General features: G+C 68.6%; 15 protein-coding genes. 4 read left to right on the plus strand and 11 right to left on the minus strand.

Annotated elements, in window-relative coordinates; all coding sequences use genetic code 11:
• Positions 1 to 4: 4 nt before the first annotated feature.
• The 6 genes from IRT45_RS31205 to IRT45_RS31230 all read right to left on the minus strand — a co-directional run bounded on the left by IRT45_RS31205 (position 5) and on the right by IRT45_RS31230 (position 6,576).
• On the minus strand, positions 5 to 1,240 hold the full coding sequence (locus IRT45_RS31205; protein ID WP_194809388.1) for a globin domain-containing protein: 1,236 nt from the start codon (positions 1,238 to 1,240) through the stop codon (positions 5 to 7).
• A 216-nt stretch (positions 1,241 to 1,456) separates the two neighbouring features.
• Entirely contained in the window at positions 1,457 to 1,939 is a 483-nt protein-coding gene (locus IRT45_RS31210; protein WP_194809389.1) for an Rrf2 family transcriptional regulator, read from the minus strand.
• Between the two features lie 107 nt (positions 1,940 to 2,046).
• Complete coding sequence (locus IRT45_RS31215; RefSeq protein ID WP_194809390.1) at positions 2,047 to 2,370, minus strand: multidrug efflux SMR transporter; 324 nt, start codon at positions 2,368 to 2,370, stop codon at positions 2,047 to 2,049.
• Positions 2,371 to 2,555: 185 nt separating this feature from the next.
• Positions 2,556 to 3,971, minus strand: a complete 1,416-nt coding sequence (gene argH / locus IRT45_RS31220; RefSeq protein WP_194809391.1) for an argininosuccinate lyase — start codon at positions 3,969 to 3,971, stop codon at positions 2,556 to 2,558.
• Positions 3,968 to 4,906: a class I SAM-dependent methyltransferase gene (locus IRT45_RS31225; protein ID WP_194809392.1), complete on the minus strand. Its 939-nt coding sequence runs from the start codon at positions 4,904 to 4,906 to the stop codon at positions 3,968 to 3,970. Before IRT45_RS31225 ends, argH begins: the two co-directional genes overlap by 4 nt.
• A 467-nt stretch (positions 4,907 to 5,373) precedes the next feature.
• Positions 5,374 to 6,576, minus strand: a complete 1,203-nt coding sequence (locus tag IRT45_RS31230; RefSeq protein ID WP_194809393.1) for an argininosuccinate synthase — start codon at positions 6,574 to 6,576, stop codon at positions 5,374 to 5,376.
• A 320-nt stretch (positions 6,577 to 6,896) separates the two neighbouring features.
• Here IRT45_RS31230 and IRT45_RS31235 point away from each other — a divergent pair, with 320 nt between their 5' ends.
• Entirely contained in the window at positions 6,897 to 7,064 is a 168-nt protein-coding gene (locus IRT45_RS31235) for a hypothetical protein (protein WP_157163392.1), read from the plus strand.
• A gap of 51 nt (positions 7,065 to 7,115) precedes the next feature.
• Here the strand turns inward: IRT45_RS31235 and IRT45_RS31240 are convergent, their stop codons facing one another.
• The gene (locus IRT45_RS31240; protein ID WP_194809394.1) at positions 7,116 to 7,913 is read right to left on the minus strand and encodes a maleylpyruvate isomerase family mycothiol-dependent enzyme; all 798 of its coding nucleotides are present in this window, start codon (positions 7,911 to 7,913) and stop codon (positions 7,116 to 7,118) included.
• A 47-nt stretch (positions 7,914 to 7,960) separates the two neighbouring features.
• Complete coding sequence (locus tag IRT45_RS31245; RefSeq protein ID WP_194809395.1) at positions 7,961 to 8,575, minus strand: TetR/AcrR family transcriptional regulator; 615 nt, start codon at positions 8,573 to 8,575, stop codon at positions 7,961 to 7,963.
• Positions 8,576 to 8,647: 72 nt separating this feature from the next.
• On the opposite strand from IRT45_RS31245, the gene IRT45_RS31250 reads away from it, so the two are divergent.
• Together IRT45_RS31250 and IRT45_RS31255 are read left to right on the plus strand one after the other, a co-directional pair.
• Positions 8,648 to 9,517: an NmrA family NAD(P)-binding protein gene (locus IRT45_RS31250; RefSeq protein ID WP_194809396.1), complete on the plus strand. Its 870-nt coding sequence runs from the start codon at positions 8,648 to 8,650 to the stop codon at positions 9,515 to 9,517.
• A 162-nt stretch (positions 9,518 to 9,679) separates the two neighbouring features.
• Positions 9,680 to 10,486 (plus strand): SAM-dependent methyltransferase, encoded by an 807-nt coding sequence (locus IRT45_RS31255; protein ID WP_194809397.1) that lies wholly within the window; start codon positions 9,680 to 9,682, stop codon positions 10,484 to 10,486.
• A 10-nt stretch (positions 10,487 to 10,496) separates the two neighbouring features.
• Here IRT45_RS31255 and IRT45_RS31260 read toward each other — a convergent pair whose 3' ends face one another.
• Positions 10,497 to 11,051: a TIGR03086 family metal-binding protein gene (locus tag IRT45_RS31260; protein WP_194809398.1), complete on the minus strand. Its 555-nt coding sequence runs from the start codon at positions 11,049 to 11,051 to the stop codon at positions 10,497 to 10,499.
• A gap of 77 nt (positions 11,052 to 11,128) precedes the next feature.
• On the opposite strand from IRT45_RS31260, the gene IRT45_RS31265 reads away from it, so the two are divergent.
• On the plus strand, positions 11,129 to 11,791 hold the full coding sequence (locus IRT45_RS31265) for a TetR/AcrR family transcriptional regulator (RefSeq protein WP_194809399.1): 663 nt from the start codon (positions 11,129 to 11,131) through the stop codon (positions 11,789 to 11,791).
• Positions 11,792 to 11,926: 135 nt separating this feature from the next.
• On the opposite strand, the gene IRT45_RS31270 is transcribed toward IRT45_RS31265, so the two are convergent.
• Together IRT45_RS31270 and IRT45_RS31275 are read right to left on the minus strand one after the other, a co-directional pair.
• The gene (locus IRT45_RS31270; protein WP_030518235.1) at positions 11,927 to 12,400 is read right to left on the minus strand and encodes an arginine repressor; all 474 of its coding nucleotides are present in this window, start codon (positions 12,398 to 12,400) and stop codon (positions 11,927 to 11,929) included.
• 59 nt (positions 12,401 to 12,459) lie between these two features.
• On the minus strand, positions 12,460 to 12,926 hold a 467-nt coding region (locus IRT45_RS31275; protein WP_375540174.1), incomplete at its 5' end, for an ornithine carbamoyltransferase.

Below are 12,926 nucleotides of genomic sequence, written 5' to 3' on the forward strand. Positions count from 1 at the left end.
CGGCTCACAGATCCAGCAACCAGTCGTTGGGGGCGAACAGTTCGAAGTGGACCCGCTCGTCGGCCACACCGGCGGCTTTCAGCTGCGCCCGTGCCGCCTGCAGGAAGCCGGTGCCACCGCACAGGTAGATCTCGGCGTCCGCGGGCAGCTCGATGCCGGTCAGCGACAGCAGGCCCGCGTGCGTGCCGGCACTGAGCTCCTCGTACCAGACGTGCAGCTCGGCCTCGGGCAGACCGGCGACCAGATCGGCCTGGGTACCGCGCAGCGGATGCGTGGCCTCGGCCCGGTCCGCGTGCAACGCCAGCACCCGGCGCGGCGATCCGGTGGCCGCGAGATATTCCAGGATTCCGACCATCGGGGTGACGCCGATGCCGGCCGAGATGAGCACCAGCGGTGTCCGCGCGGCGGTGTCGATGGTCAGATCGCCGAACGGCAGGGTGATCTGCAGCCGGTCGCCCACCTCGACATCGGTGTGCAGCCATGACGAGACCTCGCCCTCGGGCCGGTCGCCGACGGCGGTGACACGACGCACCGCGAAGGCCAGCCGGCCCGCGCCGGGCGCGTTGACGAGGCTGTACTGGCGCAGCTGGCGGGCGCCGTCGGGCAGGTCTGCGCCGACCGAAACATATTGTCCGGGAACGAATTCGGGAAGCGGCGCCGCCGTGTCGGCGGATTCCACGACGAAGGTGACGGTGTCGGCGGAATCCTCGATGCGCCGCACCACCCGGACCTCACGGAAGACCGCGCCCGGTTCGACTCCCGCGCCGGAGTACAGCTCGTTCTCGAATCCCATCAGGGTGTCGGCCATCAGCCAGTAGACCCGGTCCCACGCGGCCGCCACCTCGGCGGTGACGGCCTCGCCCAGCACGTGCGCGATCGCCGCGAACAGATGCTCGTGCACGACCGGATACTGGTCGGGCACCACCCCGAGCGAGGCGTGCTTGTGGCCGATGCGGGCCAGCAGTTGGCGCGGATGCGGCAGGGCCGGATCGACGAGGTGGGTGGCGAATGTGGCGATCGAGGCGGCCAGCGCGCGCTGCTGCTCCCCCTGGGCCTGATTGCCGCGATTGAACACGTTGCGCAGCAGATCGGGGTGTGCGGCGAAGAGGCGGCGATAGAACTCGGCGGTGATGTCGTCGATCCGCGCCCCGATCACCGGCAGGGTCGCCCGCACGATCTCGGCGTGGTGTGGTTCCAGTTCGGCGATGGTGTCCAGGGCCGATGTCGACGCGGTCGTCATGATGAAACTCCTCTTCGAGCAACAATTCCGGTGAATCACCGGACGAATTCCACGGTAACCATTTCCGGGGTTTCGAATCCAATTCCGAGGCCGTGTGTTCAATTACGGCACGGAATGCGGATTATGTTGTCCACGCCACATTTTCGTCCCGATACAGAGATATGCGCTGTGACGCCGAAGATGTTGGTGCACAGCGCATTACGAAGAGGCAAGAAGTCAGGACACGGCGGGGACATCGACCGCGAAACCGCCGAACGGCAATGCCGGCGAGGCCGAAAGATGCAGTAATTGCTGCGTCCGCCGATCGACCAGATCACTGAGGGTATAGCGGTCGAGTTCGCGATAGAACGACTCCTGCGCCTCGGCCAGGATCCGCCGCAGGCGACACGCCCCGGCCATCGGGCAGGGATGGTCGCCCACGCAGTCGACCACCTCGGCCGCGCCTTCGAGGCCGCGCACGATCTGCCCGACGGTGGCGGTGCGACCGGCGTCGGTGAGGAAGATGCCGCCGGCGCGACCCCGCTGCGATGCCACCAGCCCCAGTTCGGACAGTTTGGTGACGGCCTTGGCGACGTAGTGTTCGGAGGCGTTGACCTGCCGGGCGATCAGCTTCGCGGTCACGCGCTCCTCGGCGCCGCTGCTCACCGCGAGCCGCATCATCGCCCGCAGCCCCAGATCGGTGAATCGCGACAACTGCATTCCGCCAGGCTACTTAATTCCGCCTTTGAAAAGCGCATTCAGCGCTGTGGGTTCAATTACCCCGCCTCGTGCCGATTTTGCGGTCCGGCTCACATTCGCCGCGCGCGTCAGTGCGCGCCGCCCAATTCCAGCGCCAGCACTCCCGCGATCAGCAGCGCGATGCCGCCGATCTGCACCGCCGAGAGCGGTTCGTCGAGAAACAGCACGCCGATCGTGGCGACCAGCGCCACCCCGATCGCCGACCACACGCCGTAGGCGACACCGACCGACATCCCCCGCTTCAAGGCCTGCGACAGGAAGAGGAACGCCGCCACATACCCGACCACCACGACGATCGAGGGCACCAGTTTGGTGAAGCCCTCGGACAGCTTCAGCGACACCGTCGCCGACACCTCGGTCACGATGGCCAATCCGAGAAACAGGAACATCATGCGCGCACGATATCGGGCGCGCATGATGCCCGAACCACCCGCACGGGCCGGACGGCCGGCGGCAGACACCCAGCCGTGAGGGCGGCACCCACTCGACGCAAGCAGCCACTCGATCAGCCCGACAGACGCCACACGGGTGGCCGAACCGGCCCGCCCGCGTCGACAGGCAGGTCGCGGCCGCCGGCTCAGCTCAGCCAGGTGCGGGCTTCGGCGGCAGTGGTGCGAACCTCGCCCAGTTGCTCGGCGACCCGCACGCCGGCGGTACCACCGCGGGAGTTGCGGGAGGCGATCGAGCCCTGCACCGTGAGGACCTCGCGCACCTGCGGCGTCAAGGCCGGGTCCACGGCGGCGAACTCGGCATCGGTCAACTCGTCCAGGCCGATGCCCCGGGCCTCGGCGGCGCGCACGCACGCACCCGCCGCCTCGTGCGCCACGCGGAACGGAACGCCTTGGCGCACCAGCCATTCCGCGATATCGGTGGCGAGGGTGTATCCGGCGGGCGCCAATTCGGCCATCCGCTCGGTGTGGAAGGTCAGGGTGGAGACCAGCCCGGCGATGGCGGGCAGCAGAAGTTCCAGCTGCGCCACCGAATCGAACAGCGGCTCCTTGTCCTCCTGCAGATCCCGGTTGTAGGCCAGCGGTTGCGCCTTGAGCGTGGCGAGCAGACCGGTGAGGTTGCCGATCAGGCGCCCGGCCTTACCGCGGGTCAGCTCCGATACGTCGGGGTTCTTCTTCTGCGGCATGATCGACGATCCGGTCGACCAGGCATCGGCGAGGCTGATGTAGCCGAATTCCGGTGTGCTCCAGATGATGATCTCCTCCGCCATGCGCGACAGATCGACCCCGATCATCGCGAGAACGAAGGCGGCCTCGGCGGCGAAGTCGCGCGCGGAGGTCGCATCGATCGAATTGGCCGCGGCGGCATCGAAATCCAGATCGGCGGCGATCGCTTCGGGATCGAGGCCCAGCGAGGATCCCGCGAGTGCGCCCGAACCGTACGGGGAGATCGCCGCGCGCTTGTCGAAATCACGCAGCCGGTCCACATCGCGCAGCAGCGGATGCGCGTGGGCGAGCAGCTGATGGGCCAGCAGCACCGGCTGGGCCGCCTGCAGATGGGTCTTGCCGGGCATCACCGCGTCCGGATGCGCCGCGGCCTGCTCGACCAGGGCGTCGACGACCTCGAGCACACCGAAGGCGATGCGGCGCACGGCATCACGCAACCACATGCGGAACAGGGTGGCCACCTGATCGTTGCGCGAACGGCCGGCACGCAACCGGCCGCCGAGTTCGGCGCCGACCCGATCGATCAGACCACGTTCGAGCGCGCCGTGCACGTCCTCGTCGGATTCGGCCGGGGTGAACGCGCCGGAGGCGACATCGGCCGCGAGCCGGTCGAGCCCGTCCAGCATGCCCGCCAGATCGGCCTCCGACAGCAGTCCGGCTTTGTGCAGCACCCGAGCGTGGGCCTTGGACGCGCGAATATCGTAGGGCGCCAGCGCCCAGTCGAAATGGGTCGATTTGCTCAGCGCCGCCATGGCGGCGGCGGGGCCGGAGGCGAAACGCCCACCCCACAGCGCGCCCTCGTTGGTGGCTTGGCTCATCGGTTCTCGTCTCCTCGTGTGGCGGTCATCAGAATGTGGTGGTTCAGTTCGGCGCGAGCGACATCGGGCTGCTCGCGGCCGTGGTCGGTCAGCAGGGAGACCGGGTCGCCGGTCGTCACGGTCCAGCCGTGCGCGGCGAACCAGTCGCGCGGGTCGGTGCGGCCCTCCCAGGGGTACCAGAGTTCTTCGAGGTTCAGCGTGATCCCGGCCTCGGCGAGCAGTCGCTTGCGGCGCTCCCGCATCGCGCGTCGTGCGGGCGAATCCTCGCGCCGGCCGCGCCCGATGTTCAGGGCGATCCGGCTGCCGGGCGCGCTGAGCGCCGCGATGTCGTCGAACAGCCGGTCCTGCGCCTCGCCGGGCAGGTACCGCAGCAGGCCCTCGGCCAGCCAGGCGGTCGGTGCGGTGGGATCGAAACCGTTGTCCCACAGCTCCTTCGGCCAATCCTGGCGCAGATCCACGGCGATCGCGCGGCGGTCGGCCGCGGGCCGCACGTCGGCGAGCACGGAGTTCTTGAACTCCAGCACCTTCGGCTGATCGATTTCGAAAGCCACGGTGCCGGAAGGCCATTCGAGCCGATAGGCGCGGGCATCGAGCCCGCTGGCGAGGATCACGACCTGCCGGATACCGGCGGCCGTCGCGGCGGCGAAGTACTCGTCGAAGTAGACCGTGCGAGCGATGAGCATCGCGGCCAGGGAGCTGTAGGCAGGCTCGCCCTCGCCGGCGGGATCCGCACCGGCCGATGTCGCCGCGACCTGAGCGCGCATGATGTGGCTCCAGCCCGACCCGGCGGCCTCGACCAGACGCGCGGCGTAGGGGTCGCGGAACAGCGCGTCCGGGCGCCGGGTTTCGGCCGCCCGCATCGCGGCCACACCGAGGGCGGTCGCGCCGACACTTTCGGTGATATCCCAGCTGTCGTCGTCACTGCGCACGGACATCTCCTCCCGTTCGGGCTGCGTCGCCTTCTACACGATGCGCACCCTGCGGTCGTGCGGTTTCACCCGGTGGCAGGCTACTCCGCGCCTGGTGCGGCGCCGGACTCCGCATCACGGATGTACACGCTCGACGAGAAGTGGGTGCGGCCGGATCACGGCGACTCCCCGCCGGAGGCGATCCGGCAGCACGGCGACGATTGTCAACCGCAACGGCATTCGGTGTACCACCGCGAGTCTTCGCGATCCGGGGGCAGGCGCTGTGCGTCGGCGCCTCCGACCGGATACTCATGAACCTCTCGCGCCCGAGCGTCACGCTCGCGACAGCCGCGGCCCCACGGGGCGATCGCAGCGCACCTGCGGCTCGACACACGCGCCGACCCGGACACCCTGCTCGGCGGCGACGACCGGCTACCACTGCTCCCGACCGGCCGCCCGGCTCGGCCGATCGTGCGGCCGAGCCCGCCGGCTTGCTACTTCTTGGACAGGTCCCGGCGCGCGGCGACCTTGGAGGACAGGCCGTGGATCTGGACGAAGCCCTTGGCCAGCGACTGGTCGAAGCTGTCGCCCTCGTCGTAGGTGGCCAGGTTGAAGTCGTAGAGCGACTCCTCGCTGCGGCGGCCGTTGACGACGACGTTGCCGCCGTGCAGCACCATGCGCACCTCACCGGAGACGTGCTGCTGGGTGTCGCGCACGAAGGCGTCCAGGGCCCGCTTGAGCGGGGAGAACCACAGGCCGTCGTAGACCAGCTCGCCCCAGCGCTGCTCGACCTGGCGCTTGTAGCGGCCGAGTTCGCGCTCGACGGTGACGGCCTCGAGTTCCTGGTGCGCGGTGATCAGCGCGATCGCGCCCGGGGCCTCGTAGATCTCGCGGCTCTTGATGCCGACGAGGCGGTCCTCGACCATGTCCAGCCGGCCCACGCCCTGACGACCGGCGCGCTTGTTGAGTTCGCTGATGGCCTCGAGCACGCTGACCGGGCGGCCGTCGATGGCGATCGGCACACCCTTGTCGAAGGTGACGATCAGTTCGTCGGGCGCCTCGAAGTTGACGGTCGGGTCGACGGTGTAGTCGTAGACGTCCTTGGTCGGCGCGTTCCACAGATCCTCGAGGAAGCCGGTCTCGACCGCGCGGCCCCACAGATTCTGATCGATCGAGAACGGCGACTTCTTGCTCACCGTGATCGGCAGCGCGTTCTCCTCAGCGAAGGCGATGGCCTTCTCGCGGGTCCACGCGTAGTCGCGCACGGGGGCGATGACGTTCAGATCCGGCGCGAGCGCGCCGATGCCGACCTCGAAGCGGACCTGGTCGTTGCCCTTACCGGTGCAGCCGTGGGCGACGGTGGTGGCGCCGTGGTATTCGGCGGCCTCGACCAGGTGCTTGACGATCAGCGGGCGGCTGATCGCGGACACCAGCGGGTAGCGGCCCATGTAGAGGGCGTTGGCCTGCACGGTCGGCAGGCAGTACTCGTCGGCGAATTCGTCACGAGCGTCGACCACGATGGCCTCGACCGCGCCGCAGTCCAGTGCGCGCTGGCGCACCACGTTCATGTCCTCGCCGCCCTGGCCCAGATCGATCGCGACGGCGACCACCTCGGCCCCGGTCTCCTTGCCGATCCAGCTGATGGCAACGGAGGTGTCCAACCCGCCGGAATAGGCGAGTACGACGCGATCGGCCATATCTGATGCTCCTCAGGTTCGTGCGTATGCGTAGGGGGTGCGCGATGTCACCGGTGCGATGCGCCGCCGCTACCCGCCCTCGGACGGCTCACATCAACTGCAAATGATTATGCATGATGATGCAATCCCATTCATAACCGGGGGTGGGCATACCACCGCCCGAGCGCCCCGGCGCCTCCGCCGGCCCGCCTGACGGATCGGGCAACTCCGGACATTCACCCCGAAACCTCTGCGCGTCAATGAGATTGCCGCAACCGGGTATCACCGATATGTCACCCTGATAGCGAACGGCCTCAGCTGCCCCGGGAAAGGCGGACCCTATGCTCTCCACGTTTGCGGGTTATTTCGGCACGATCGGCTCCGATGTGCTGGCGATCGGCCAGTCGGTGATCACCCTCATCTCCGACCTGATCGGCGCGGGCGGCGCGGGCACGCCGGGCGGCGGCCTCGGCGGAAGCTACCCGCCCGGACAGTACCCACTGGCCTGAGCCGCAGGACGTGCTGCCGGGCTCGCGTTCCGAGTCGTGCGAGCCCGGCTCTCATCCGAAGCTGACCCGGTCGAGCCAGAAGTCGAACAGTCCGCGGTCGCCCAGAATCTCGATCTCGGCGTCCTCGACCGCCCGGCGACGGTAGATCACCAGCAGAAGTTCGGTGAGAGGTCCGCGAACCGCGACCGCGGCGCGCTCGTGAGCCCGCCGCCAGCCGATGGTGTCGCCGGTGAGATCCACGATCCATTCGGCATGGAGGTCCTCGGCGGTGTCGGTCGCATGGAAGTGCAGAGTGCGGCCGGGGCCCAGCAGTGCCCTGGATTCCGGTTTGTAGTCGAACATGACCGGCAGCGAGGCCAGTTCCAGCCATTCGTCGATGGCGTCCGCGGCGACATCCGGCGCGGCGCGATAGTCGGCACCCAGGGCGAGCGTGGCGTCCGCCCGATGGATCAGCGTTTCGTGGGTGAAGCGGCGGGCGTAGAAGTCTGTGGTCGGCACGACCGGCACCGGCGTCCAGAGCTCGAGTCCGGGCCCGGCCCGGCGCAGTTCGGCGGACAGATCCGCGGCGCCCTCGGCGAGCCAGCCGCGGAGTTCTTCGGGGTCCTCGTCCAGATATCCGGACAGATCCCGGAACGCGAAGTCGTCCTCCGGCAACGGTTCTCGCACCCGGCCGGCGACCGCCGCCCGCGCCCACCGCTGCGCGCCGCCGAGGTGACGCCCCAGCTGGCCCACGGTCCAGCCGGGGCAGCTCGGCACGGGAACCGCGGTGTCTGCGTGCACGAGCGCGGCACGCAGCAACTCGGTTTGGGCCACGATCTCATCGCAATACCGCTCGAAGGTCAGCGCCATGCGCACACCCTAAGGACGGGCACCGACAGATTCGCGGACTCGACGCGTCAGGCGTCCCCGAGCACTCCGGTGACGATCCGGCGAATCCGCTCGTGGTCCGGATCGGTCGCGGCCGGTTGCCGTTCGGGCCATTCGTCCGGCGCTTCCTCGATGCCGAACAGCACCGCCGTGAAGCGCGGATGGATTGCGAAAGAAAAGATTTCGTCCACCGCCGCGAGCGCCTCGGAGTCGGGCAACCGCCACTTCGCCGCCACGAATGCGGTGAGATTGCGCCGCGTGGTCGCGAAGATGGCGTCGTAGAAATCGGCGGCGGCCGCCGGCACCCGCTCCGCCTCGGCGATCACCAGCCGGCAGGTCCGCACCGACTGGATCCACACCACCGACCACAGGAATCCGACGCAGTATCCGGTCACCGCGTCCAGTCGGTCGTCACCGTAGTCCTCGGGAGTCCCCAGCCGGTTCAGATGCAGGCCGCGCACGAAGTCGACGACGGCGAGGAACAGCGCGTCCTTGTTCTCGAAATGCGCGTACAGGGTTCGCTTCGAGGTTTCGGCGCGCGCGGCCAGTACATCCATCGACGTCCGCTCGAACCCCACCTCGAGGAAGACGTCCTTGGCCGTCCACAGGATGTGTTCGCGCAGTCGATCACCACGCCTCGCCATGCGGTCTTCCCTTCCGTCAAAGTAAACGGTACGGTGTAGTTTACTTACGTCGTACTCGTTCAGGAGTAGTTCATGATCGTCGTATCCACACCCACTGGCAGTATCGGGCACCAGGTCCTGGATCTCGTCGCCGACAGCGACGAGCCGATCCGGGTGATCGCTCGCGATCCGGCGCGCCTGGCCCCGCACATCCGCGAGCGGGTCGAGGTGGTCCAGGGATCGACCTCCGATCGCGAGGTCGTCGCCGCCGCGGTGAAGGGCGCCGACACCGTGTTCTGGCTGGTTCCGCCGAATCCGGCGGCGACCAGCGTCCCCGGGCACGTCCTGGAATTCGTGACGCCGCTGTGTGAGGCGCTCGACAGCATCGGCCGCGTCGTCGCCGTCTCGAGCCTCGGCCGCGCAGGCGGCCGTAAGGCGGGCCAGATTTCGGCGATCTTCGCCATGGACGCGCTCATCGAGAGCAGCGGGGTGCATTATCGGTCCCTGTGCCCGCCCGGATTCATGGAGAATATGCTCCGGCAGGTCGATCCGATCCGGAACCTGGGTACCTTCTTCGGCACCGTCTCCGGCGATCTCCGCGCACCCAGCTGCGCCACCCGGGATATCGCGGCCGTCGCGGCGCGACTGCTGCTCGACGAGTCCTGGACCGGACAGGACAGCGTGGAGATCCGCGGCCCGGAAGATCTGTCGCACAACGAGATGGCGCGCATCATGTCCGAGGTGCTCGGCCGCTCGATCGGCTACCAGCAGATCCCGGCGGCCGACTACGCGGCGTCGCTGACGGCACACGGGATGAGCGTGGCCTGGGCGCAGGGCCTGGTGGATATGTCGGCCGCGGTCGAGGACGGCCTCTACGACGCGCCACGCACACCGGAGTCCCACTCCCCCACCGGTTTCCGGCAATGGTGCGAGGAGGTGCTCGCCCCGGCGGTCGCCGGCTGATCCGTCCGATTCGGGCCGCGGGTCCGGAATGTCGGCGAACTGCCGCGGCCGGATCCGCCAATCCCATTGATCGCCAACATGTTCGGTGGCCGGGAATCCGTGCACGAGCGCTTGGTTTCGAATATCATCCGACCGAGACGATCCCGTGCCGACAGGACTGTGATGACCGCATCCGACAGCAGTGTGACCTCCGATGCCGAGGTGCCCAGCAGTGCCCGCATCTACGACTACGCATTGGGCGGCAAGGACAACTACGAAGTCGACCGCCGCGCCCTCGAGCAGGTCATGGAGGGCTTCCCGACGGTGCGGATCGCGGCCCGGCACAACCGGCAGTTCATGCATCGCGCGGTCGACGCCCTCGCCGACGCGGGGGTGAAACAGTTCCTCGACATCGGCACCGGCATCCCGACCGAACCCAATCTGCATCAGGTGGCGCAGGAACGGGCGCCGGAGGCCCGCGTGGTGTACGTCGACAACGACCCGGTGGTGCTGGCGCACGCGCGCGCCCTGCTCGCGGGATCGCCCGAGGGCCGCACCGCCTACATTCAGGCCGACCTCACCGATCCCGAGGCGATCCTGGCCGCGCCGGAATTGCGCGAGACCCTCGATCTGGCCAGTCCGGTGGCGTTGAGCCTGGTCGCGGTGCTGCATTTCCTGTCCGCCGACCAGAATCCGGCCGGCGTACTGAAGACCCTGCTCGACAATCTCGCGCCCGGCTCGTTCGTGATCGCGTCCCACATCACCGCCGATCTGGACCCGGAGGGGATGGACCGGGCCCTCGACATGTACCGCCGCAGCGCCGTCTACGCGCAGGCTCGCACCCGCGACGAATTCGCCGCCTTCTTCGACGGCCTCGAACTACTGGATCCGGGCGTGGTCGCGGTCAACCGCTGGCGCCCCGGCATCGAACCCCCGTCCTGGCTCGACAAGCAGGTCAACTGCTGGGGCGCGGTCGCCCGAAAGCCGTAGCGCCGCACGCTCACCCGCGCCAGTCCGGATCGCGGCCGAGGAGGGCGACGATTCGGTCCAGTGGCGGGCGGGATTCGTCCTCGGCCAGCCGGGGGCCATAGGCGCCGCCCGGGCCGTTGAGCGGACTGCCGGGCGCGGTGCTCGAGCGCGCGACGGGCAGGGCCGCGGTCAGCAATCGCGCAGGCACCGGGCAGGGACGGCGCAGGGCCCGGGAAAGGTCCCAGCGGTGGGTGAGCATGTCCACCAGATGGACGCCGAGCACCTGTTCGATGGGCAGCGGACCGGACCGCGGCAAGACCACCACCTCGCCCGAACGCTCCATCGCGGCGATCCAGCGGGCGGTGATCTGCGCGAACACCTCGCGCGGATCGTCCACGCCGTCGACCGAGGTCCCGAGCACGGAAGAGTTGACCGCCTCGTGCCGCTCGTTCATATGGGTGATCAGGTCGGCGACATTCCATCCCGCGCACGGCGTCGGCGCGGTGAGATCCGCGTCCTCGAGTGTGACCACATCGTGGCCGATCAGGGCCAGAGCCATCGCGTCCAACCGCAAAAGTTCGCTCATGACAACACCTTTCATTGTTTAGCATACGCTCGTTCGCCAAATGACTATAGCGAACGATCGGACGCTATGCTGGGCTCATGTCACCTCGCCGATCCACCGCGGACGCCGCGCACACCCGGGAGCGCATCATCTCGGCCGCGGTCGAACAGGCCTCGCTGATCGGCGTGGAGGGGGTGACCATCGGATCGCTCGCCGAGAGCCTGGATATGAGCAAGGCCGGGGTCGTGGGGCCCTTCGGATCGCGGGAACAATTGCAGCTGAGCGCATTGGAGCAGGCCGGGAAAATCTTTCGAGCGGCGGTGATCGTCCCGCTGGACGGGTTACCGCCTGGCACCGAACGGTTGACGCGTCTGGTCGACAACTGGATCGACTATCTGGCCGAATGCCCGTTTCCGGGAGGCTGTTTCGTCACCGCGGCCTCGACCGAACTCGACGGCCGGCCGGGGGCGCTCCGCGACCGTCTGCGCGCGTACGTGGAAAGCGCACGCGCAGCGCTGGAGTCCGAAATCCTTGCCTACCAAGCGGAATCGGAGGCCCCCCATCGCCCGGTGGACGAACTGGTCACCACTGTCATCGGCATCACGATGGCGGTCAACCAGGAAATACAACTACTCGACGATCCCCGTGCCGCCGAACGCGGGAGGGCGGCACTTCGAGCGGCCCTTGGACTGACCGGGCCGACGAGGGCGTCATCGTCGAGTCGCTCTGCGGGCCGGACGGAACGTCGGCCCGGAACCTAACCCGCACACCTCAGCCGGGACATACCCGACCGGGAGCGGGCTCCGCCTGGATGATCGCCGGCGCCGTAGAATACGACGATCGCACGCTCGGGGTCGACCTCGAGCGGGTCTGCGGAACGTGCGGAATCGGACCGGCTACGCCAGGTGTTCGATCTTCGCGGCCAGTTCCGCACCCGTCATGGGTTCGCGGGCGATCACCGCGATGGTGTCGTCGCCGGCGATGGTGCCGACCACCTCGGGCAGGGCCGCGCGGTCGAGCGCGCTCGCCAGGAAATGCGCCGCGCCCGGCGGCGTGCGCAGCACCGCGAGGTTACCGCTGTGATCTGTGGAGACCAGCAGGTCGCCGAGCAGTTTCGAGAGCCGGGACGTACCGCCGGTGACACCACGCACGGGGCTGCCGTCCTCGGGCACGACGTAGATGCCGGCGCCACCGTCGGCGGCACGCAGCTTCACCGCGCCGAGTTCGTCCAGATCGCGCGACAGCGTGGCCTGGGTGGTTTCGATGCCCTCGTCGGCGAGCAGCGCCGCCAACTCGGTCTGGCTGCGAACCGCGTTGGCGGACAACAGTTCCACGATGCGCTGCTGGCGCCCGGCGCGGGTGCGCGCGATGGCCGGGCCGGTGCGCGGACCCTCCGATCCGGCGCCCGACCCGTTCGCTCTCGCCGTGCTCACGCCGCACCGCCCGATCGTCGCTCCAGCAACCACACCAGCAGCGCCTTCTGCGCGTGCAGCCGATTCTCGGCCTCGTCCCACACCACACTGTGCGGCCCGTCGAGCACCTCGTCGGTGATCTCCTCGCCGCGATGCGCCGGAAGACAATGCAGCACAACCACATCCGCGGCGGCGTGGGCGAGCAGTTCGGCGTTCAGCTGGAACGGGCGGAACGGGCCGACCCGGTCGAGGCCGTCGTTCTCCTGCCCCATCGAGGTCCAGGTATCGGTGACCAGGGCATCGGCGCCGGTGGCCGCCGCGACGGGATCGTCGGTCAGGGTGATCGTGGCGCCGGTTTCGGCCGCCCGTTTACGGGCGGCCTCGAGCACCCAGTCGTAGGGCCGGAAACCCTCCGGCGCGGCGATGGTGACGTCCAGCCCGGCGGTCACGCCGCCCAGCAGCAGTGAATGCGCCATATTGTTGG

The sequence above is a fragment of the Nocardia sp. BSTN01 genome (genome assembly GCF_015354405.1).
Taxonomy (GTDB): Bacteria; Actinomycetota; Actinomycetes; order Mycobacteriales; family Mycobacteriaceae; genus Nocardia.

Excerpts from the sequence above, each read along its gene's own strand:
- IRT45_RS31225 (WP_194809392.1), bottom strand. The coding sequence starts at position 4,906 with ATGTCCGTGCGCAGTGACGACGACAGCTGGGATATCACCGAAAGTGTC.
- IRT45_RS31245 (WP_194809395.1), bottom strand. The coding sequence starts at position 8,575 with ATGGCGAGGCGTGGTGATCGACTGCGCGAACACATCCTGTGGACGGCC.
- argH (WP_194809391.1), bottom strand. The coding sequence starts at position 3,971 with ATGAGCCAAGCCACCAACGAGGGCGCGCTGTGGGGTGGGCGTTTCGCC.
- IRT45_RS31235 (WP_157163392.1), top strand. The coding sequence starts at position 6,897 with ATGCTCTCCACGTTTGCGGGTTATTTCGGCACGATCGGCTCCGATGTG.
- IRT45_RS31205 (WP_194809388.1), bottom strand. The coding sequence starts at position 1,240 with ATGACGACCGCGTCGACATCGGCCCTGGACACCATCGCCGAACTGGAA.
- IRT45_RS31240 (WP_194809394.1), bottom strand. The coding sequence starts at position 7,913 with ATGGCGCTGACCTTCGAGCGGTATTGCGATGAGATCGTGGCCCAAACC.
- IRT45_RS31215 (WP_194809390.1), bottom strand. The coding sequence starts at position 2,370 with ATGATGTTCCTGTTTCTCGGATTGGCCATCGTGACCGAGGTGTCGGCG.
- IRT45_RS31230 (WP_194809393.1), bottom strand. The coding sequence starts at position 6,576 with ATGGCCGATCGCGTCGTACTCGCCTATTCCGGCGGGTTGGACACCTCC.
- IRT45_RS31255 (WP_194809397.1), top strand. The coding sequence starts at position 9,680 with ATGACCGCATCCGACAGCAGTGTGACCTCCGATGCCGAGGTGCCCAGC.
- IRT45_RS31265 (WP_194809399.1), top strand. The coding sequence starts at position 11,129 with ATGTCACCTCGCCGATCCACCGCGGACGCCGCGCACACCCGGGAGCGC.
- IRT45_RS31250 (WP_194809396.1), top strand. The coding sequence starts at position 8,648 with ATGATCGTCGTATCCACACCCACTGGCAGTATCGGGCACCAGGTCCTG.
- IRT45_RS31210 (WP_194809389.1), bottom strand. The coding sequence starts at position 1,939 with ATGCAGTTGTCGCGATTCACCGATCTGGGGCTGCGGGCGATGATGCGG.
- IRT45_RS31260 (WP_194809398.1), bottom strand. The coding sequence starts at position 11,051 with ATGAGCGAACTTTTGCGGTTGGACGCGATGGCTCTGGCCCTGATCGGC.